Genomic DNA, 19,894 nt, shown 5'->3' with positions numbered 1-19,894 from the left:
TTAGTGTTTGAGCAGGTTGGCGTCGTCGACCGAGGCCGACCGGCGCGTGCGGAAAATGGTCATGATGATGGCCAGGCCGACCACCACCTCGCAGGCGGCGACCACCATGGTGAAGAACGCCACCACCTGGCCGTCGAGTTGGCCGTGCATGCGGGAGAACGTGACGAACGCGAGGTTGCAGGCGTTGAGCATCAACTCGACACACATGAACATGACGATGGCGCTGCGGCGCAGCAAGACTCCGGCCGCGCCGATGGTGAACAACAGCGCGGACAGGTACAGGTAGTTGTCGGGATTAATGTCGTGCTCCTCGCATGCGCCTCTCGATCACCTCAGTGTCACTCCTCGTCGCCACCGGTGTGCTCCACGATCCGCATGTGCAGCAGTGGGCTGACGGACAGCTCGGCCGGCGACCCGTCGGGGAGTCGGGCCGCCAAGTCGACGGCGTTGTTGCGCGCGTAGACACCGGGATTGGGCAGTGTGGTGGGATGCCCACCGGCCCGGAAGCGCTCCTCGGCGAGTTCGCGCTGGGTCTTGCGACCGCCGATGCGTTCGCGGTGTGCCAGCACCATGGCACCGAGGGCGGCGGTGATCAGCAGCGCCCCGGTCATTTCGAATGCCCACAGGTAGCGCGTGAAGATCAGGGCCGCCAGCCCCTCCACGTTGCCGTTCTCGTTGGCCTGCGCCAACCCGGTGAACCCGGCCTGCGACACGTTGCCGATCCCCGCGATGACCAGCACGCCGAAGCCCACCCCGACGACGATCGCCGCAACCCGCTGGCCGCGAATGGTTTCCACCAACGACTCCGCGGAGTCGACGCCGATGAGCATCAGCACGAACAAGAACAGCATCATCACCGCGCCGGTGTAGACCACCACCTGCACGACGCCGAGGAACAGCGCGTCCTGCGCGATGTAGAAGATCGCCAACATGATCATCGCGGCGGCGAGGAACATCGCCGAATACACGGCTTTCGGCGAGGCCACCACACCGATCGCGGCCAGCACCGCGAGGCTGCCGAGAATCCAGAACAACACCGCTTCCGACGTGGTGGTCTGCCCAGCGGTGTCGGCGGCCATCGCCGCCAGCAACCCCACGCTCACCGGGCGTCCTCGGTGATCGGCTTGATGTTGCCGAGGTAGTAGTCCTCGTCGGTGCTGCCCGGCGCCATCGGATGCGGCGGGGCCTGCATGCCCGGCTCCAGCGGGGCGAGCAGTTTGTCCTTGCCCCAGATCAAGTCGGCTCGGTTGTCGTCGGCCATCTCGTATTCGTTGGTCATCGTCAGCGCCCTGGTCGGGCAGGCCTCGATGCACAGGCCGCACCCGATGCACCGCAGATAGTTGATCTGGTAGACGCGGCCGTAACGCTCACCGGGCGCGTACCGCTCCTCCTCGGTGTTGTCGGCGCCTTCGACGTAGATGGCATCTGCCGGGCACGCCCACGCGCACAGCTCGCAGCCGATGCACTTCTCCAACCCGTCGGGATAGCGGTTGAGTTGGTGTCGGCCGTGATAACGCTTGGCGACCGGCCCGGGATTCTCCGGATACTGCTCGGTGACCGGCTTTTTGAACATCGTTGAAAAGGTGACCGCGAAACCCGCGATCGCATCGAAGAACTTACGCATCGGCTCTCTCCTTTGTGGGCCCTGCGTTGTGATGACCGCCGGCCTCCCGCCCGGGCAGAGGCGGCACCGGGAACGTTCCGGAGTCCAGGGCTTGGGTCGGGATCTTCCGAATCGTTCTGGCCCGCGCCACCCGCCAGGCTGTGAGCAGTGCGATCGAGACGACGACGATGCCCGCTGTGATCAGCCAGGTCACCGCCTCGTCGACCCCCTCGTTGCGCATGCTGCGGGTGATCGAGACGATCACGATCCAGGCCAGGGCCACCGGAATGAGGATCTTCCACCCCAACGCCATGAACTGGTCGTAGCGCATCCGGGGCAGCGTGGCGCGCAGCCAGAAGTACATGAACAAAAACATCCACACCTTGGCGACGAACCACAGCAGCGGCCACCATCCGGTGTTCGCGCCGTCCCACATGTTGATGGGCCACGGGGCGTGCCAGCCGCCGAGGAACAGCGTGGTCACCAGCGCCGAGACCGTCGTCATGTTGACGTATTCGGCCAGCATGAACATCGCGAACTTGATCGAGGAGTACTCGGTGTGGAAGCCGCCCACCAGTTCGCCCTCGGCTTCGGGCAGATCGAAAGGCGCGCGGTTGGTTTCGCCGACCATCGAGATCACGTAGATGACGAACGCGGGCAGCAGCGGGAAGACGAACCAGAGCCCGTCCTGGGCGGCGACGATGCCCGACGTCGACATCGTGCCCGCGAAGATGAAGACGGCGACGAACGACAGCGCCATCGAGATCTCGTAGGAGATCACCTGCGCGCTCGACCGGATACCGCCGAGCAGCGGATAGGTGGAACCGGATCCCCAGCCCGCCAGCACGATCCCGTAGACGCCGATGGAGGTGGCGGCCAGGATGTAGAGCACCGCGACGGGCATATCGGTCAACTGCAGCGCGGTGCGGTGCCCGAACACCGTCACCTCACCGCCCATCGGGATCACCGCGAACGCGATGAACGCGGGCACCGCGGCGATGACCGGTGCGGCGAGGTAGACGAACCTGTCCACATTGGCCGGGATCAGGCCCTCTTTGAGCGCCAGCTTGACACCGTCGACCAGCGACTGCAGCAGCCCCATCGGGCCGACCCGGTTGGGCCCGAACCGCATCTGCATGCGGCCCAGCAGTTTGCGCTCGATCAGGATCGCCGCCAGCACGGTCAGCATCAGGAACGCGAAGATCCCGACGGCCTTGATGACGATGAGCCACAACGGGTCGTGGCCGAACAGCGTCGGATCCGGATGCGTCATGAGCCGGCCCGCCCGATCGCCACGACGGCGCCGATGGTGACGCCGAGTTGTGAGTGCACCGCCGAACCGGGGGAGTTCAGCGGCAGCCACACCACGCGGTCGGCCATCTCGGTGATCTGCAACGGCAGCGTGACCTCGCCCCGCTCGGTGCGGATGCTCACCAATTCGCCGTCCGCCGCGCCGATTTCACCCGCGGTGGTCGCCGACATCCGCGCGGTCGGCCGCTGGGCGGTACCGGCCAGATGCGGTTCGCCATCCTGCATACGGCCCGCGTCGAGCAGCATGCGCCACCCGGCGAGCACGGCTTGACCCTGCCCGGGTTGGATGGGCGAGGCCGCATGCACCCGTGGCCCGTCGGGTCGCTGACCCGCCCAGAACCCGAGCCGGGCCATTTCCTCCCCGACAACCTCGGCGCTGGGCACGTTGAGGTCGACGCCGAATTCGTCGGCCATGATCTGCAACACGCGGCGGTCCGGTATGGCGTTGGTCTCCAAGGACGGTTCGAACGGGCGGATCCGCCCTTCCCAGTTCATGAACGCGCCGCTTTTTTCGACCACCGGCGCGACGGGGAACACCACGTCGGCCCGTTCGGTGACCGCGCTTTCGCGCTGTTCCAGACTCACCACGAACGGCGCGGCCTCGACGGCCGCCAGTGCGGCGTCGGGGTCGGGCAGGTCGGCCAGTTCGACACCGCCGACGACGAGCGCCCCGAGCTCACCGCCGCGGGCCGCCTCGATGATGCCCGCGGTGTCGCGGCCGGGGGTGCTGGGCAGGTCGGCGACGTGCCAGGCCGCGGCGGTCTGTTCACGCGCGGTGGCGTCGTCGACGGGTCGGCCGCCGGGCAGCAGGCCGGGCAGCGCACCGGCCTCCAACGCGCCGCGCTCGCCGGCCCGCCGCGGGACCCACGCCAGCCGGGCGCCCGTCGCGGCCGCCAATCTGGCTGCGGCCGAGAGCGCCCCGGGTGAGGTGGCCAGTCGTTCACCGACCAGGATGACGGCGCCTGCCATCTTGAGCAGGGGCTCGTCGGACAGGCCGTCCAGCGCCGCCGACTCACCGCCGGGCGCACTTGCGATCAAGCGCCCGCTCATCTTGGCCAGTCCGCGGCTGGCGAACGGGGCGACCGACAGCACTTGAAGCGCGTTCTTGCGCACGGCCTTACGCAGCCGCAGGAACACGATCGGCGATTCCTCTTCGGGCTCGAACCCGGCCAACAGCACCGCGGGAGCCTTTTCCAGGTCGGTGTAGGTGACCGTCATCGGCTTGCCCGCGACATGCGCGGCAAGGAACTCCGCCTCCTCGGCGCTGTGCGGACGCGCGCGGAAGTCGATGTCGTTGGTGCCCAGCACCATCCGCGCGAACTTCGAGTAGGCGTAGGCATCCTCGACACTGGCCCGTCCGCCGACCAGCACACCCGCGCTGCCGGCGGCCGCGGTGAGGCCGGCGGCCGCCACGCTGATCGCCTCCGACCAGGAGGCCGCCCGCAACTTGCCGTCGTCGTCCCGCACCAGTGGCGTGGTGATGCGGTCGCCCTGGGTGGTGTAGGTGAACGCCCAGCGGCCCTTGTCGCAGTTCCACTCCTCGTTGACCTGTGGATCGTCACCGGCCAAGCGCCGCATGACTTTTCCGCGCCGGTGATCGGTGCGCTGCGCGCATCCCGACGCGCAGTGCTCGCACACGCTGGGGCTGGACACCAGGTCGAACGGCCTGGCCCGGAACCGGTAGGCCGCGCCGGTGAGCGCGCCGACCGGGCAGATCTGCACGGTGTTGCCGGAGAAGTAGGACTGGAACGGTTCCCCGGGGGCGATGCCGACCTGCTGTTGCGCACCGCGCTCGAGCAGGTCGATGAACTGGTCGCCGGCGATCTGGTCGGAGAACCGCGTGCAGCGCGCACACATCACGCAGCGCTCCCGGTCCAGCAGCACCTGCGTCGAGACGTTGATCGGTTTGGGGAACGTCCGTTTGACGTCTTCGAACCGTGTCTCGGGCCGGCCGTTGGACATCGCCTGGTTCTGCAGCGGGCACTCGCCGCCCTTGTCGCACACCGGGCAGTCCAGAGGGTGGTTGATGAGCAGGAACTCCATCACCCCCTCCTGCGCCTTGTCGGCGACCTCGGAGGTGAACTGCGTACGCACCACCATGTCGTCGGTGCACGTGATGGTGCACGACGCCATCGGCTTGCGCTGGCCCTCGACCTCGACCAGACACTGCCGGCACGCGCCCACCGGATCGAGCAGCGGGTGGTCGCAGAACCGCGGGATCTGCACGCCGATCAGCTCCGCCGCGCGAATGACCAAGGTGTCCTTGGGCACAGTGACTTCGACGTCGTCGATGGTGAGGGTCACCATCTCGACGGGTGGGGCGTCTCGAGTCGGATCGGTCACCGTCATCGTGTGAGCCCCTTCTCTGCTCGCGCAATGAACGCGTGTGTCGTCACACGCCCACCCCCTCGGTTGCCATCAGCGTCGACGCGTGCGGATCGAACGGGCAGCCCCCCGACAGGTGTGCGACGTACTCGTCGCGGAAGTACTTGATCGACGAGATGATGGGCATGGCAGCCCCATCGCCCAACGCGCAGAACGCCCTTCCGTTGATGTTGTCGGCGATGTCGAGCAGCTTGTCGATATCGGCGGCGGTGCCCTTACCCGTCTCGAGGCGCTCGTAGATCTGCGCCAGCCAGTAGGTGCCCTCCCGGCATGGCGTGCACTTACCGCAGGACTCGTGGGCGTAGAACTGAGTCCAGCGGCGCACCGCACGCACCACGCACGTGGTGTCGTCGAAGATCTGCAGCGCCTTGGTGCCGAGCATGGACCCCACGCCTGCCACGCCCTCGTAATCCAGTGGCACGTCGAGATGTTCGTCGGTCAGCAGCGGGGTCGACGAGCCACCCGGCGTCCAGAACTTCAGGCTGTGCCCGGCGCGGACCCCACCGGCGTACTCGAGCAACTCGCGCAGCGTGATGCCCAGCGGCGCCTCGTACTGCCCGGGCCTGGCGACGTGGCCCGACAGCGAGTACAGCGTGAAGCCCGGGGACTTCTCGGTGCCCATCGACCGGAACCAGTCCACCCCGTTGAGCAGGATGGGAGGCACGCTGGCAATGGATTCGACGTTGTTGACCACCGTCGGGCATGCGTACAGACCGGCCACGGCGGGAAACGGCGGGCGAAGCCTCGGCTGGCCGCGACGGCCCTCCAGCGAGTCCAGCAGCGCGGTCTCTTCGCCGCAGATGTAGGCGCCGGCGCCCGCATGCACCACCAGTTCCAGATCGAAGCCCGATCCCATGATGTTCTTGCCGAGATAACCCGCCTGGTACGCCTCGGCGACCGCGGCCTGCAGCCTGCGCAGCACGGGCAGCACCTCACCGCGCAGATAGATGAACGCGCGGTGCGCCCGGATCGCGTAGGCCGCGATGATCACGCCTTCCACCAAGAAGTGCGGCGTCGTCAGCATCAGCGGAATGTCTTTGCACGTGCCGGGTTCGGACTCGTCGGCGTTGACCACCAGGTAGTGCGGCTTGGCTGCGGCGCCGCTGTCGCCCTGCGGGATGAACGACCACTTCGTACCCGTCGGGAAGCCGGCCCCGCCCCGGCCCCGCAGGCCGGAATCCTTCACCGTCGCGATGACGTCGTCGGGATCCATGCCGAGGGCGCGCTCCAGCCCGCGGTAGCCGTCGTGGCGACGGTAGGTCTGCATCGACCATGGCTCTGGTTCGTCCCAGAACCGGCTCAACACGGGAGTCAGTGGTGTCATTCAGTCGAATCCGTTGCGTTCGGGTCGGTTTCGGGTGTGTTCGATTCGGGCGGGACATTCGCTGACGGTCCCGGGGCGCGCTGATCGCGCGTCGAGTCCACGGCCACCGCCTCGGTCGCCTCCCCGGCCGAATCCGTGGCGGCGCCATCGGTGACCGGTGCCGACATACCCTTCTCCCGGGCGGTCCGCAGTCCGACCAGCGTGGCGTCGCCGGGGTTGCCCTGCCCGGCGTCGGCGCCGGCTTCGTCGAGGCCGGCAAGGATCCTGGCCGTTTGTTTGAACGTGCACAGCGGTGCGCCGCGCGGCGGCACGGGTGGTTGACCGGCCCGCAACTCGTCGACGAGTTCGCGCGCCGACGCTGGCGTCTGGTTGTCGAAGAACTCCCAGTTCACCATCACCACCGGGGCGTAGTCGCAGGCGGCGTTGCACTCGACGTGCTCGAGGGTGACGCGGCCGTCATCGGTGGTCTCGCCCACGGGGATGCCCAGATGGTCTTGTAGCGCTTCGAGAATCGCGTCGCCGCCCATGATCGCGCACAGCGTGTTGGTGCAGACCCCGACGAGGTATTCGCCGGTGGGTGTGCGGCGGTACATCGAATAGAACGTGGCCACCGCGGTGACTTCGGCGTCGGTAAGCCCCAACTGGGCTGCGCAGAACGCGATTCCGGCCGGTGTCAGGCAGCCGTCCTCAGCCTGGACCAGATGCAGAAGGGGCAGCAGCGCCGAGCGCGCCTCGGGATAGCGCCCGATGACCTTCTCGGCGTCGCCCGTCAGACGTGCGGTGACGTCGGCCGGATATGTCTTGGGCCCGTGGATCGGTGGACCGGGCTCGTCGGGACGCTGGCCCAGTTCCAGAAACACAGTCACCGGTGCCGTCTCCTCTTCGCGCAAGCGCTCATCAGCGTTGTCTCCTCTTCGCGCAAGCGCTCATCAGCGTTGTCTCCTCTTCGCGCAAGCGCTCATCAGCGGTCCACTCCGCCCATTACCGGGTCGATCGACGCCACCGCGGTGATCAGGTCGGCGACCATGCCGCCCTCGCACATCGCGGCAACGGCCTGCAGGTTGTTGAACGACGGATCCCGGTAGTGCACCCGGTACGGGCGGGTGCCGCCGTCGGAGACCATGTGCACGCCCAACTCGCCGCGCGGCGACTCGACCGCGACGTAGGCCTGGCCGGGTGGGACGCGGATGCCCTCGGTCACCAGCTTGAAGTGATGGATCAGGCCCTCCATCGAGTGCCCCATGATCTTGGCGATGTGCTTGGGCGAGTTGCCGAAACCGTCGGGCCCGACCTCCAGGTCTGCGGGCCAGGCCAGCTTCTTGTCCTCGATCATCACCGGTCCGGGCTTGAGCCGGTCCAGGCATTGCTCGACGATCTTCAGCGACTCGTGCATCTCCTTGACCCGGATCAGATAGCGGCCGTAGGAGTCACAGCCGTCGTCGGTGATGACGTCGAACTCGTAGTTCTCGTAGCCGCAGTACGGCTGCGCCTTGCGCAGATCGTGGGGCAGGCCGGTGGACCGCAGGCACGGACCGGTGATGCCCAACGCCATGCACCCCGCGAGGTCCAGGTAGCCGATGCCCTGGGTGCGGGCCTTCCAGATGAGGTTCTCGTTGAGCAGGTCCTCGAGGTCCTTCAACCGCGTCGGCATCAGCTTGAGCAGGTCACGGATCTGGGGGATGGCCTCGTCGGGCAGGTCCACCGCCACCCCGCCGGGGCGGACGTAGGCGCTGTTCATCCGCAACCCGCTGACGGTCTCGAAGACGTTGAGCACCAGTTCGCGTTCCCGGAAGCCGTAGAACATCGCGCTCATCGCGCCCAGTTCCATGCCGCCGGTGGCCAGCGCCACCAGATGCGACGAGATGCGGTTGAGCTCCATCATCATCACCCGGATGACGCTGGCCCGCTCGGGGATCTCGTCGGTGACGCCGAGCAGCTTCTCGACGCCGAGGCAGTAGGCCGTCTCATTGAAAAACGGTGAGAGGTAGTCCATTCGGGTCACGAAGGTGACACCCTGGGTCCAGTTGCGAAACTCCAGGTTCTTCTCGATACCGGTGTGCAGATAGCCGATGCCGCAGCGGGCCTGCACGACGGTCTCACCGTCGATCTCCAGGATCAGCCTCAGCACTCCGTGGGTCGATGGGTGCTGCGGACCCATGTTGACGATGATGCGTTCCTCGGCGCGCGCTTCGGCGTTCTCCCGTGCCGCGGCCACGACCTGATCCCAGTCCTGGCCACCGACCACGACCACCGTTTCGGTGCCGCCCGACCCCGAGGGGTTCGACGGCGTGGGGGATGCGCTCATCAGTTGTAAGCCCTCCGCTGATCGGGCGGCGGAATCTCGGCACCGTGGAACTCCACCGGGATGCCGCCCAACGGGTAATCCTTGCGTTGTGGGTGACCCACCCAGTCATCGGGCATTTCGATGCGGGTCAGGGCGGGATGTCCGTCGAAGATGATGCCGAAGAAGTCGTAGGTCTCCCGCTCGTGCCAGTCGACGGTGGGATAGACCCCGAACAGCGACGGGATGTGGGGGTCGGCGTCGGGGGTGGCGACTTCCAGGCCGATGCGACGGTTGTGGGTGATCGACATCAGCGGGTAGTAGGCGTGCAATTCGCGCCCGCTGTCGCCGGGGTAGTGCACCCCGCTGACGCCCAGGCACAACTCGAAGCGCAGTCCGGGGTCGTCACGCAGGGCCTGGGCGACGGTGGGCAGTTGGCCGCGGTCCACCTCCAGCGTCAGTTGCTCGCGGTAGACCACCACCCGCTCGATGGACTCGGCGTAGGTCTCCGGCCCGAGGGCGGTCTCCAGCTTGTCGACGACGTCGTCGAAGTAGCCACCGTAGGGCCGGGGTGAACCGCCCGGCAGCGCCACCGGGCGCACCAGGCGGCCGTAGCCCGACGTGTCGCCGGTGTCGGTGTTGCCGAACATGCCGCGGCGCACGCCGATGACCTCGGACGGTCCGATATCGGCCTGCGGGCGGTTTCCGTTCGCGCCCATGGTCGTTGGATCATCGCTGGTCATCGGAGCAACCCTTTGAGCTCGATGGTCGGGGTGACCGCCAGCGCTGCCTCCTCGGCCGCCCGGATCGCCTCTTCGCGGTGGACGCCGAGCGGCATCTCCTGAATCTTGTCGTGCAACTTCAGGATTGCGTGCAGAAGCATCTCGGGACGCGGTGGGCAGCCCGGCAGGTAGATGTCCACCGGCACGACGTGGTCGACGCCCTGTACGATCGCGTAGTTGTTGAACATCCCGCCCGAGGACGCGCATACCCCCATCGCGAGCACCCATTTGGGCTCGACCATCTGGTCGTAGATCTGCCGCAGCACCGGTGCCATCTTCTGGCTGACCCGGCCCGCGACGATCATCAGGTCGGCCTGCCGCGGGGTGGCCGAGAACCGCTCCATCCCGAAGCGCGCGATGTCGAAACGCGGACCCGCGGTGGCCATCATCTCGATCGCACAGCACGCCAGCCCGAAGGTCGCCGGCCACAGCGAGCCCTTCCGGATGTACCCGGCAACCGTTTCGACGGTGGACAGCAGGATGCCGCCGGGCAGTTTCTCCTCTATACCCATTCCAGGCCTCCCCGGCGCCACACGTACGCGTAGGCCACAAACACCACGACCATGAACAACAGCATCTCCACCAGCGCGAACAGCCCGAGACTGTCGAAGGCCACCGCCCACGGATAGAGGAAGACGATCTCGATGTCGAAGATGATGAACAACATCGCGGTCAGGTAGTACTTGATCGGGAACCGCTGGCCGATGGGCTGACCGGACGGGCCGCCGTGGGGTACCGGCTCGATACCGCACTCGTAGGCCTCCAGCTTGGCGCGGTTGTAGCGCCGCGGCCCGACCAACAACGCGATGCCGACAGACCCGACGGCGAACGCAGCAGCGATCGCGCTGAGCACCAGTATCGGCGTGTACAAATCCATACCTAGCAAACGCTCCCTCGTGGGCTGTCCTTGTGAGCTTACCCACACCCTATCGGGCAATGAAACGCACGCCACATATTTTGGTTAGGATCGCTACTGACCGGGTGCGGCGATGTTGTCATGCCTTGAACAGGCAAGCGTCGCACCGAATTTGGCGTTTTCGGTTACTGCACGGGCGCGCGCAAGAGGGCCACCACGGCCTCGCCCAACCGGATCGGGTCGATCGGATGGGGAACTGCGGCTTCGGCGCGTGACCAGTGGGCCAGCCAAGCGTCGTCGGCCCGTCCGGTGAGCACCAGCACCGGTGGGCAGTCGGCAATCTCGTCCTTCAACTGCTTGGCGATCCCCATGCCGCCGACGGGTGCGGCCTCCCCGTCGAGGATGGCCAGATCGAAACCGCCCTCATCCATCTTCCGGATCACCATCGGACCGGTGGCGACCTCTTCGTAGGTCAGCTCGGGCAAATCCGGGTGCACCCGCTTACCGAGCGCCAGTCGCACTTGCTCACGGGTTCGGGGATTGTCGCTGTAGACGAGGATCCGCAAGCGACGCGATGACTCGACCATGCGCTGATCGTACGGGCACCCGGTCGGAGGGAACATGACGTCACCCGAGATCGTCGGGTCGCCTCAGGTGGGAACCCGCTCGGGCATCGTCGATCCCGACGTCTACGACTCGAGCAGCGGCTGGATCTGGGCGGGGTCGAAGTACTCGTCGATGCGGCTGATCAGCCCGTCGGCGTCCACCGCGATGACGATGCACACCCGCATCGCGATCGACCCGCCGTTTCTTCCGTTGGCGTGCAGGATGTGCTGCTGCACGAACCCGCCGTCGAACATCCGGCGGTCGAGGATCTCGTAGCGGCGGTCGGTGGTCGTGGCGACGAACCAGTCGATGATCCGCAGCGCCCGGTCCTTGTCACGGTCCCGGTCGGCGACCTTCCAGACCACGACGTCGTCGCTCCACATCTGCCGCACGGTCGCGATGTCGCCGCGTTCGATCGCGGCGAACAGCTGGTCGGCGACCTCGGTGATCGCGATGCCGGACATCTGGTGATCCTCTCTTGACCTCAAGTCGGGTTGAGGTGCCAGCCTGGTCTGCATGGACGCCACCCCCACCTTCTCCCGATTCGACGACGCCTACAAGACCCGCACCGCACCGTGGGTCATCGGCGGGCCCCAACCCGCGGTCGTCGCCCTCGAACGGGCCGGCCGGATCAGCGGCTCGGTGCTCGACGTCGGTTGCGGCACCGGCGAGCACACCATCCTGCTGACCAGCCTGGGTTACTCCGTGCTGGGCGTCGACGCCGCGCCGACCGCGATCGCGCAGGCCCGTCGAAACGCCGCGGACCGTGGCGTAGACGCCCGTTTCGAGGTCGCCGACGCGATGGACCTGGGCGCCGGCCAGCGCTACGACACCATCGTGGACAGCGCGCTGTTTCACATCTTCGACGACACCGACCGGCCCCGCTACGTCGCGAGCCTGCACGCCGCGTGCCGGCCCGGTGGACTGCTGCACGTGCTGGCGCTGTCGGACAAGGGCCGCGGGTTCGGCCCGCAGGTCAGCGAACGGGTGATCCGCGAGGCCTTCGGCGACGGCTGGGTGCTCGAGGCGCTGGACCAGACCACCTACCGCGGCGTCGTGCACGAACCGCACGCCGAGTCGCTGGGGCTGCCGGTCGGCACGGTGGTCGACGAACCCGCATGGCTGGCTCGCATCCGCCGCCGATGAGATCACCGGTAGCCGGGGTGGGCCACGTCGAGCCGGCGGCCCACCAGCGTGCGCAGGCACGCCAGCACGTCCTCGGGTCGCCCGTCGAGGTCACCCGCGCGGATGGCCGCGGCGAGTTCCTCCTCGGTGGAGTAGCCCAGCGCCGCCAGCGCACCGGTGACCGCGGCCGACGCATCGTCGAGCAGTTCGCGCTCGACGATGCGCAGCACGTTGGCGGCGACGCGGGCGTGGAAGTTCAGCTGACCTTCCACGCTGCCGCGCACGTCGTTGTCGAGGAAATCGGCGACCGCGGCGACCAGTTCGGCGGCGGTCGGACGTCCGTACACACCGGTCATCGCGGTCCGCCTCCGTCCAGCAGATCCAGCACGTCCCACTCGGTTTCGGCGACGCGCCTGCCGATCGCGGCGAGCTCCACCGATCGCGTCTGGCCGGACAGATGCCGCTCGGCCTGGAACCGGCAGATGACGCCCCAGCGCAGCGTGGCCACGGTCAGCCACCAGCGGAACACGTCGCGGTCCAGTGTGATGCCCGCGGCCGCCTCGTAGGCCGACAGGAAGCTCTCCACGCTGCCCAGCCCGCCGGCGCCGAGTTCCTCGGGTGCGCCGAAGCGCCAGGCCCTGATGCAGAACCACGCGAGGTCCTCGTACACCTCGCCCAGGTGGACGAGCTCCCAGTCCAGCACCGCGGCCAGCCCCGACTCGTCGACGATCAGGTTGCCCATCCGGAAGTCGCCGTGCACGAGCACCTGCGACGAGGTGGGCGGGCGGTGGGCGCCGAGCCAGCGAAACGCCCACTCGAATGTCGCTGTGGTGTCGCCCATCTCGTCGAGCCGGTCGCGCCAGTCGTCGAGTTGGTCGGATACGGCCAGCCCCACGTCCGTCGGGTCGGCGCGGTGGATGGCCGCGAGTGCCTGCGCGCACTGCGCCAGGAGCCGTTGCCTACCGTCGTCGTCGAGTGAGCGCTGGATCCTGCGGACGATCGTCTCGCCCCCGATCGCCTCACAGATCAGATACGGGTTGCCCAGTGCGGCAGCGGAGTTGTCGGCGGTGACGATGTGGGGCACGGGCGCACCGGCGGCCGCGGCGCGCTGCTGTACGCGCGCTTCCAACTCCATGCTGGCGTGCACGTCGTCGGGCGGGCCGGTGCGCAGGATCAGCGCCCGTCGCTCGTCGGCGCCGACGACGGCGTCGAACGCCCACGTGGTCCTGCTGGCGCCGCCGGTGAGCGCGGTCAGATTCTCGACGACGACCTCACCGCCCAGCGCCGGCCGCAGCACTGATTCCAGGCCCTGTTTCACTTTCGGCCGAACCCGAAGAGCCGCTGCGCGACTCGGCGGATCTGGATCTCCTCGGCACCCTCGGTGATCCGGTAACGGCGGTGGTGACGGTAGATGTGTTCGAAGGGCTCGTGGCGGCTGTACCCGACGCCGCCGAGTACCTGCATGGCACGGTCGGCGGCCTCGCACACCAGGCGGTTGGCCCGATAGTTGGCCATCGAGACCTTGTCGGAGACCTCCATGTGGTGATTGCGGTCCAGTTCCGAGGCCGCGTAGCGCACCAGCAGTCGCACCATCTGGGCCTCGGTCTGCAACTCCACCAGCGGCCACTGCACGGCCTGGTTGACCGACAGCGGCTTGCCGAACACCTTGCGCTCGTTGGCGTAGGCCACCGCGCGGTCGATGCAGTGCTGGCCGGCGCCCAGGCTGCTCGCCGCCTGCCGGATCCTGTTCTCGTGCAGGAAGGTCTGGCCGACCTCCAGACCGCGGTCCACCTCGCCGAGTACGGCGTCGGCGGGGACCCGGACGTCCTTCAACTCGACCTCGCCGTGGTCGGTCGGCATGTTGAACGTCCACCAGTAGTACGGCACCGTGAAACCCGGGGCGTCGGTCGGCACCAGGAACGCGGTGATGCCGCGGGCCTGGCCCGGCTCCCCGGAGGTGCGCGCGAAGATCAGATCGTGGGTGGCGCGGTGAACACCGGTGTTGAACCGCTTGGCGCCGTTGATGATCCAGTCGCCCTTGCCTGAGCTGTCGCGCACCGCGGTGGTCTCCAGCCACGTGGCATCGGATCCGTGATTGGGTTCGGTCAACCCGAACGCCATCGACCGCTCGCCGGTGATCAGCGCCTCGGTCCATTCCTGCTTCTGCGCCTCGGTGCCGAACCGGTCCATCATGATGACCTGCGGGAAGTTGCCGACGATCGACGATTCGTCCTGCAGATCGTTGTGCAGTCCGAGTCCCTTGTGCGCCAGATGTTCCCGGATGACCGCCATGTCGATGTTGCTGCCGTCGCGACCACCGAAGCGCGACGGTAGCCCGTAGCGCAGCCAGCCCGCCGCATCTGCGCGTCTGCGCATCTCGGCGAGCAGGTCCTCCCATTCCCGTCGCGGGATGCCGCCGTTGTCCCAGTCGGTGCGGGCGTGCTCACGCCTGTGGTCGAAGTATTGGATGTGTTCGCGTTCCAGCGGCTTGATCTCGGCTTCGATGAACGCGTCCATCTCGGCGAGCAGCCCCGGAAGATGGTCGGGAAGGGTGAAATCCATGACTTTCCTTTCAAGCGGGTGGCGTGGGCGTCAGCTTCCGTACAGCGTCCTCTTCCAGATCGTCGACAGGGTGGCGATGGCGTCCTCGTCGCTGATCTCGATGCCGAGCCCCGAGTTGGCGACGAACACGGTGGTGAAGTTCTCGAACAGCAGCGCGATGGCCGCCGCGATGTGTCGGGGATGCAGGTCGGCGCCGTAGCCCTGCTCCTGGGCGCGACGCACCGAGGCGGTGACGATGTCGATGCCGAACCGCCGAAAGTCGTTCTGGACCACAGCGAACCGGGGCTGAGTCGTGGCAAGCTGGGCGACCGCGATCATGATGCCGATGTTCTGCTTGAACATGTTCCAGTAGCCGGTGACCACCGCGCGAAAGAACAGGTCGTCGTCGGGGGAGTCCGGCAGGTCCAGGCCCGCCCACGACGGCGCGACGACCTCGTGCAGAAACGACTGAGCCAGCGCGGCGAGCAGGTCTTCCTTGTCGGCGAAGTAGCGGTAGAACACCGCGGGCGACTTGCCCGCCGCCGAGGTGATGTCAGCCAGTGTGGTGCCGTGAAAGCCGCGCTCGGCGAACAGCTTGCGGGCCGCCTGCTCGATGGCCTGCCGGGTTTGGCGGCCCTTGGCGCTGAGCGTCCCCGACGATGCGCTGGGCACGTTATCGGTCAAGGATCCGGTCGCCGGCACGCAACAGCGAGCTCGGAAGATCGTGTCCCACGGCGTCCTGGGCCACCCGCGCCGCCGCGATCGCCGCCGCCAGATCGACGTCGACGGAGATACCGCTGTCGCGCAACAGGTAGACCAGGTCCTCGGTGGCGATGTTGCCGCTGGCGCCGGGCGCGAACGGGCAACCCCCGAGCCCGCCGACCGACGCGTCGAGCCGGCTGACACCGGCACTGACGGCGGCGTAGGCACTGGCCAGTCCGGCGCCGCGGGTGTTGTGGAAGTGCGCGCCGAGCGGCAGACCGCCCACCAGCGGGCGGATCGTCTCGACCAGGTCGCTGACCCGCCGCGGCGTGGTGGTGCCGATGGTGTCGGCGATGGCGATCCGGTCCGCCCCGCCGTCGCATGCCGCGGCGACGACGTCCATCACCCGCTGCGGCGGCGTCGGCCCGTCGAACGGGCAGTCCCACGCGGTGGCCACGATCACCTCGACGGACACCTCGCTGTCGCGGGCGATCGCGACGATCTCACCGATCAGCGCCGTGGCCTCCGCCGTCGAGCGGCCGACGTTGGCGCGGCTGTGCCCGTCGGCAGCCGACACCACGTACTCGATCGAGCGCAGCCCCGCCGCGATCGCGCGTTTGGCGCCGTTGGGGCTGGCCACCAGCGCCGAGAACTCGATGTCGGGGAAGTTGTGCAGTTCGGCGGCGAGTTCGGCCGCGTCGGCCAGCGCGGGCACCTTCGAGGGCGAGACGAACGCCGTCGCCTCCATCTCGCGCACGCCGGTGGCCGCGACGGCGGCAAGCAGTTCGAGCTTGGCCGACAACGGGATCGGGTCTTCGATCTGCAACCCGTCGCGCAGCGACACATCACGAATGTCGACATGAGTCACCGTGGTCATAGCACGCCCTCCGAACGCAGCGCGGCCAACTCGTCGTCACTCTTGCCGAGCAGACCGCGGTAGATCTCCTCGTTGTGTTGTCCCGGACGCGCGGGGCCGGCACTGCGCACGGTGCCGGGCGTCTCGGAGAGCACCGGCACCACCCCCGGTCCCAGCACCGGACGTTCGATGCGTTCGTCCCAATGCTCGACGAGCATTCCGCGCGCCCGCAACTGCGGGTCGGCCACCACTTCGGCGACGGTGTTGATGGGTCCGGCGATCACCCCGGCCGCGGAAAGGGTTTCGATGATGTCGTCGGGTTGCCTGTCGGCGGCCCAGTCGCCGATGATCTTGTCGAGCTCGTCCTGGTTGTGCCCTCGTGCGACGTGGTTGGCGAACCGGTCGTCGGAGCTGAGTTCCGGACGTCCCATCGCCTCGCACAGCCTGCGGAACACCGTGTCCTGATTGGCCGCGATCACCACCCAGCTGCCGTCGGCGCTGCGGTAGATGTTCGACGGCGCGATGCGTTCGAGCCGGGTGCCAGACGGCCCGCGGACCACCCCGCCGACGTCGTAGTCGGGGATGGTGGATTCCTGGATGGCCAAGCATGATTCGGTCAGCGCCGCGTCGACAACTTGGCCCTCTCCGGTGACCGTGCGCCGGTACAGCGCGGCCAAGGCGCCCTGTGCGGCGAACATCCCGGCCAGACTGTCGCCGAGCGACAGCGCCAGCCGCGGCGGCGGCCCGCCCGGAAAACCGTTCATGTGCCGCAGCCCGCTGGCGGCCTCGGCCACCGAGGCGTAACCGGCCTTGTGGGCCTCCGGGCCGGTCTGCCCGTAGCCCGAGACGCGTACCAGGATGATGCCCCGGTTGCGTTCGCGCAGCACGTCATAGCCGAGGTTCCACTTCTCCAGCGTGCCGGGCCGGAAGTTCTCGACGATGATGTCGGACCGCTCGACGAGGTCGAGGAACAACTCGCGGCCCGCCGACTGTCGCAGATCGAGGGTGACCGCCTTCTTGTTGCGTGCGTGCACGGTCCAGAAGAAGTGGTGGCCGTCGAGTTCGGCCTGCCCCCAGGTGCGCAGCGGGTCCGGCGCGCCCGGCGGTTCGACCTTGATGACCTCGGCACCCATGTCGCCGAGCAGGCGGCCTGCGAAGGGGCCGGAGATCAGCGTGCCGACCTCGATCACGCGGATGCCGTCCAGCGGTCCTGCCACACTCATTGCGCCCCGTCCTGAGATGCGAACCCGTGCCGGGTGAGCCAGTCGGTGACGATTCCGACGGCCTCGCGCAGCTTGTCGCGCTGGTCGGGCCCGCTGTAGTAGTGGTTGGCGCCGGCGATCTCGTGCAACTCCTTGTCCGGATGGCCGATCGCCTCGAAGAGCCTGCGGGTGTGGCTGGGGGTGCAGGCGTCGTCGGCAAGGTTGCCGATCACCAGGGTGGGCACCGCGATGTCGGGTCCGGCCTTGACCGCGTCACCGTTGGCGTCGTCATAACTCCACTGCGACAACCAGCTTCGCAGCGTGCAGAACCGGGCCAGGCCGACCGGTCCGTTGTTCACCACCGCAGGATCGCCCAGATAGCAGGTCTTCGGGGCGCGTTCGTTGGGATCGACGGTGGGATCCAGCCACCGCGGGTCGGCCATGGTGCCGTGCACGACGAAGGCGAACTCGTCTTCGGGTCGACCGGCGGCCTTGAGTTCGGCCAGTTTGTCCTTGACCCACTTCGTGATTCGTCGGTTCCGGTCGATCTGGGCCTGTCGGTAGCGGTCCAGGAACTCCTGGGTGTACGGCGGCTGGTTGGGGTTGTCGGGGTTGTACAGGTCCAGCTCCGGGTCCCGCTGGGTGGGGTCGGACTCGTCGAGGATGGACGCGTCCAGCCACTCGGTCAATGTGCCGTGCCGACTGACGTGGGCGGCCAGCAACATGACGCCGTCGGCGGGGATCAGCCCCAGCTTGGTCAGGTCGGGGCCGTCACCGGACGGGCTGGCCGTCACCGTCGGGTGCTGGGCCTGCTGCTGGTAGAACACCGACAGCGAACCGCCGCCGCTCCAGCCGGCCAGCACCACCTTTGAGTAGCCCAGCCGGTTCTTGGCGTCCTTGATGCACTCGCCCAGGTCCTCGACGACCTTCTCCATCAACAGCGCCGAATCGGTGCCCCGAAATCGGCTGTTGCAGTAGATGACATGGTGGCCGGCCCGCGCCAGGCCGTTCATCATCGGCAGATAGGCGCCGCCACCGATGGGGTGCATGAAGACCAGCACGGTATCCGAGGGCTTGTCCTTGGGCCGCAACAAGTGGCTTTCCAGCACCACCAGTTCGGCCACCCCGCCGTACACGTCGCGTACACCCGAATTGTTCTGGAAAGCAACAAGATAGGGGATACGGTCGTACTCGTGCCGCACAGTCGTTGTCATGAGTGCTGCCCCAGGTCGTTCGCGATGACCTCCGCCGACGGCACCAGCCGCCGCCGGGTGTCGATGGCGATCACCTTCCAGTCCACGCTGTCGTAGTCGTCGAACTTGCGCCGCGCCCGTTCCCGCGCCTTCTCCGGCGCCCCGTGGTGAACCCCCTGCGGCGCATGCGAGATCAGCCCCGGCGGCATCGGAATCCCGTAGAGCGATCCACCGTGGAAGAAGGCGATCTCGTCGTAGTCGACGTTGCGGTGATACCACGGTGTGCGCTCGGTGCCCGGCACGCCCTCGGCGGGTTTGGGCAGAAAGTTCATCACATAGACGCCGGTGGCCTGCATGAACAGGTGCACGGTCGGAGGTAGGTGCACGCTGTTGGAGGTGACGACGTTGTAGTCGGCGATGTTGAACGTGAACGCGAAGTTGTCGCCCTGCCAACCCTCGACGTCGAGCGGATGGTGTTGGTAGTACAGCATTGTCGGCCCATCGTGGTGCATGAGCCGAACCTCGTACTCACCGTCGCGGAGCGGGCCCTCGCCGTCGTCGATGGCCGCCGGTTCGGGCACCGTCGTCTGCGACGGATCGAACGGGAAGTGTCTGCCCAGCGGGCCCGGCGGCGGCACCCGGAACTCGTCGGTGGCCTCGACCATCAACAGCGTGGTCTCCGATTCGGGAATCTGGCGCCACGTACCTGCCTTGGGCAGATAGATCCAGTCGCCCTCACGGTAGGAGAGCGGGCCGAACTCGGTCTCGAGTCGTCCGGCGCCCGCGTGCACGAAGCAGAGCAGGTCGCCGTCGACGTAGCGCACGTAGAAGGGCATCGCCTCACTGCGGCGGCTCAGATGCACGCGGCAGTCCGGGTTGCTGAACAGCAGCATCGGCGTGCCCGCCGCATCGCCGGCATCGCCGGGTTTGAGCTCGCTGGACAACACGTCGAGGGGACGCAACGGGCCGACCGAGCGGTACGCCGTCGGGTCGTTGCGGCGGTAGAGGCTGGCCGTGCGGCCGGTGAACCCGCCGCGGCCCAATTCGTCGTCCTTCAGACCGTCGAGGTCGGCGTGCAACCGTCGCGGTGTGCGGCCTTTGCGCAGGTGAACAAATGATTCCATGGG

General features: G+C 67.6%; 22 protein-coding genes. 1 reads left to right on the top strand and 21 read right to left on the bottom strand.

Annotated elements, in window-relative coordinates:
• The 13 genes from nuoK to ABQE89_RS07020 all read right to left on the bottom strand — a co-directional run bounded on the left by nuoK (position 1) and on the right by ABQE89_RS07020 (position 11,612).
• On the bottom strand, positions 1-300 hold the full coding sequence (nuoK, locus tag ABQE89_RS07080) for an NADH-quinone oxidoreductase subunit NuoK (protein ID WP_448415701.1): 300 nt from the start codon (positions 298-300) through the stop codon (positions 1-3).
• Positions 301-338: 38 nt separating this feature from the next.
• Positions 339-1,079, bottom strand: coding sequence for an NADH-quinone oxidoreductase subunit J (locus ABQE89_RS07075; RefSeq protein WP_448415700.1), 741 nt, complete (start codon positions 1,077-1,079; stop codon positions 339-341).
• Between the two features lie 20 nt (positions 1,080-1,099).
• Positions 1,100-1,624, bottom strand: a complete 525-nt coding sequence (gene nuoI, locus ABQE89_RS07070) for an NADH-quinone oxidoreductase subunit NuoI (RefSeq protein WP_448415512.1) — start codon at positions 1,622-1,624, stop codon at positions 1,100-1,102.
• Positions 1,617-2,876: an NADH-quinone oxidoreductase subunit NuoH gene (gene nuoH / locus ABQE89_RS07065; RefSeq protein WP_448415510.1), complete on the bottom strand. Its 1,260-nt coding sequence runs from the start codon at positions 2,874-2,876 to the stop codon at positions 1,617-1,619. Before nuoH ends, nuoI begins: the two co-directional genes overlap by 8 nt.
• Positions 2,873-5,263, bottom strand: coding sequence for an NADH-quinone oxidoreductase subunit G (locus ABQE89_RS07060; protein ID WP_448415508.1), 2,391 nt, complete (start codon positions 5,261-5,263; stop codon positions 2,873-2,875). The genes nuoH and ABQE89_RS07060 overlap by 4 nt, the downstream gene beginning before the upstream one ends.
• Positions 5,264-5,306: 43 nt before the next feature.
• Entirely contained in the window at positions 5,307-6,623 is a 1,317-nt protein-coding gene (gene nuoF, locus ABQE89_RS07055) for an NADH-quinone oxidoreductase subunit NuoF (RefSeq protein ID WP_448415506.1), read from the bottom strand.
• A complete protein-coding gene (nuoE, locus tag ABQE89_RS07050; protein ID WP_448415504.1) occupies positions 6,620-7,489 on the bottom strand; it encodes an NADH-quinone oxidoreductase subunit NuoE in 870 nt (289 codons plus the stop codon). Before nuoE ends, nuoF begins: the two co-directional genes overlap by 4 nt.
• Positions 7,490-7,584: 95 nt before the next feature.
• A complete protein-coding gene (gene nuoD / locus ABQE89_RS07045; protein ID WP_448415502.1) occupies positions 7,585-8,928 on the bottom strand; it encodes an NADH dehydrogenase (quinone) subunit D in 1,344 nt (447 codons plus the stop codon).
• Positions 8,928-9,647 (bottom strand): NADH-quinone oxidoreductase subunit C, encoded by a 720-nt coding sequence (locus tag ABQE89_RS07040; protein ID WP_448415500.1) that lies wholly within the window; start codon positions 9,645-9,647, stop codon positions 8,928-8,930. The genes nuoD and ABQE89_RS07040 overlap by 1 nt, the downstream gene beginning before the upstream one ends.
• Positions 9,644-10,198 carry a NuoB/complex I 20 kDa subunit family protein gene (locus tag ABQE89_RS07035; RefSeq protein WP_448415498.1) on the bottom strand — a complete coding sequence of 185 codons (555 nt, stop codon included), beginning with the start codon at positions 10,196-10,198 and terminating at the stop codon, positions 9,644-9,646. Before ABQE89_RS07035 ends, ABQE89_RS07040 begins: the two co-directional genes overlap by 4 nt.
• The gene (locus ABQE89_RS07030; RefSeq protein ID WP_448415496.1) at positions 10,189-10,563 is read right to left on the bottom strand and encodes an NADH-quinone oxidoreductase subunit A; all 375 of its coding nucleotides are present in this window, start codon (positions 10,561-10,563) and stop codon (positions 10,189-10,191) included. The genes ABQE89_RS07035 and ABQE89_RS07030 overlap by 10 nt, the downstream gene beginning before the upstream one ends.
• Before the next feature lie 164 nt (positions 10,564-10,727).
• Positions 10,728-11,129 carry an Rv3143 family two-component system response regulator gene (locus tag ABQE89_RS07025; protein ID WP_448415494.1) on the bottom strand — a complete coding sequence of 134 codons (402 nt, stop codon included), beginning with the start codon at positions 11,127-11,129 and terminating at the stop codon, positions 10,728-10,730.
• A 102-nt stretch (positions 11,130-11,231) separates the two neighbouring features.
• Positions 11,232-11,612, bottom strand: a complete 381-nt coding sequence (locus tag ABQE89_RS07020) for a nuclear transport factor 2 family protein (RefSeq protein WP_448415492.1) — start codon at positions 11,610-11,612, stop codon at positions 11,232-11,234.
• Between the two features lie 52 nt (positions 11,613-11,664).
• Here ABQE89_RS07020 and ABQE89_RS07015 point away from each other — a divergent pair, with 52 nt between their 5' ends.
• On the top strand, positions 11,665-12,294 hold the full coding sequence (locus ABQE89_RS07015) for a class I SAM-dependent methyltransferase (protein ID WP_448415490.1): 630 nt from the start codon (positions 11,665-11,667) through the stop codon (positions 12,292-12,294).
• Between the two features lie 2 nt (positions 12,295-12,296).
• Here the strand turns inward: ABQE89_RS07015 and ABQE89_RS07010 are convergent, their stop codons facing one another.
• Genes ABQE89_RS07010 through ABQE89_RS06975 form a run of 8 tightly spaced genes read right to left on the bottom strand, consistent with a single transcriptional unit; the run spans position 12,297 to position 19,891 of the window.
• A complete protein-coding gene (locus ABQE89_RS07010) occupies positions 12,297-12,629 on the bottom strand; it encodes a DUF6285 domain-containing protein (protein WP_448415488.1) in 333 nt (110 codons plus the stop codon).
• Positions 12,626-13,591 carry a phosphotransferase family protein gene (locus ABQE89_RS07005; RefSeq protein WP_448415486.1) on the bottom strand — a complete coding sequence of 322 codons (966 nt, stop codon included), beginning with the start codon at positions 13,589-13,591 and terminating at the stop codon, positions 12,626-12,628. Before ABQE89_RS07005 ends, ABQE89_RS07010 begins: the two co-directional genes overlap by 4 nt.
• Complete coding sequence (locus ABQE89_RS07000) at positions 13,588-14,835, bottom strand: acyl-CoA dehydrogenase family protein (RefSeq protein ID WP_448415484.1); 1,248 nt, start codon at positions 14,833-14,835, stop codon at positions 13,588-13,590. The genes ABQE89_RS07005 and ABQE89_RS07000 overlap by 4 nt, the downstream gene beginning before the upstream one ends.
• Before the next feature lie 30 nt (positions 14,836-14,865).
• Complete coding sequence (locus ABQE89_RS06995; RefSeq protein ID WP_448415482.1) at positions 14,866-15,498, bottom strand: TetR/AcrR family transcriptional regulator; 633 nt, start codon at positions 15,496-15,498, stop codon at positions 14,866-14,868.
• On the bottom strand, positions 15,488-16,393 hold the full coding sequence (locus tag ABQE89_RS06990) for a hydroxymethylglutaryl-CoA lyase (RefSeq protein ID WP_448415480.1): 906 nt from the start codon (positions 16,391-16,393) through the stop codon (positions 15,488-15,490). The genes ABQE89_RS06995 and ABQE89_RS06990 overlap by 11 nt, the downstream gene beginning before the upstream one ends.
• Complete coding sequence (locus tag ABQE89_RS06985) at positions 16,390-17,595, bottom strand: CaiB/BaiF CoA transferase family protein (protein WP_448415478.1); 1,206 nt, start codon at positions 17,593-17,595, stop codon at positions 16,390-16,392. The genes ABQE89_RS06990 and ABQE89_RS06985 overlap by 4 nt, the downstream gene beginning before the upstream one ends.
• Positions 17,592-18,788 carry an alpha/beta hydrolase family protein gene (locus ABQE89_RS06980; protein WP_448415476.1) on the bottom strand — a complete coding sequence of 399 codons (1,197 nt, stop codon included), beginning with the start codon at positions 18,786-18,788 and terminating at the stop codon, positions 17,592-17,594. The genes ABQE89_RS06985 and ABQE89_RS06980 overlap by 4 nt, the downstream gene beginning before the upstream one ends.
• Positions 18,785-19,891, bottom strand: a complete 1,107-nt coding sequence (locus ABQE89_RS06975; RefSeq protein WP_448415474.1) for a homogentisate 1,2-dioxygenase — start codon at positions 19,889-19,891, stop codon at positions 18,785-18,787. The genes ABQE89_RS06980 and ABQE89_RS06975 overlap by 4 nt, the downstream gene beginning before the upstream one ends.
• Positions 19,892-19,894: the final 3 nt, after the last annotated feature.

This window comes from Mycolicibacterium sp. XJ1819 (assembly GCF_053483675.1).
This window is presented reverse-complemented; position numbering and strand designations above follow the sequence as displayed.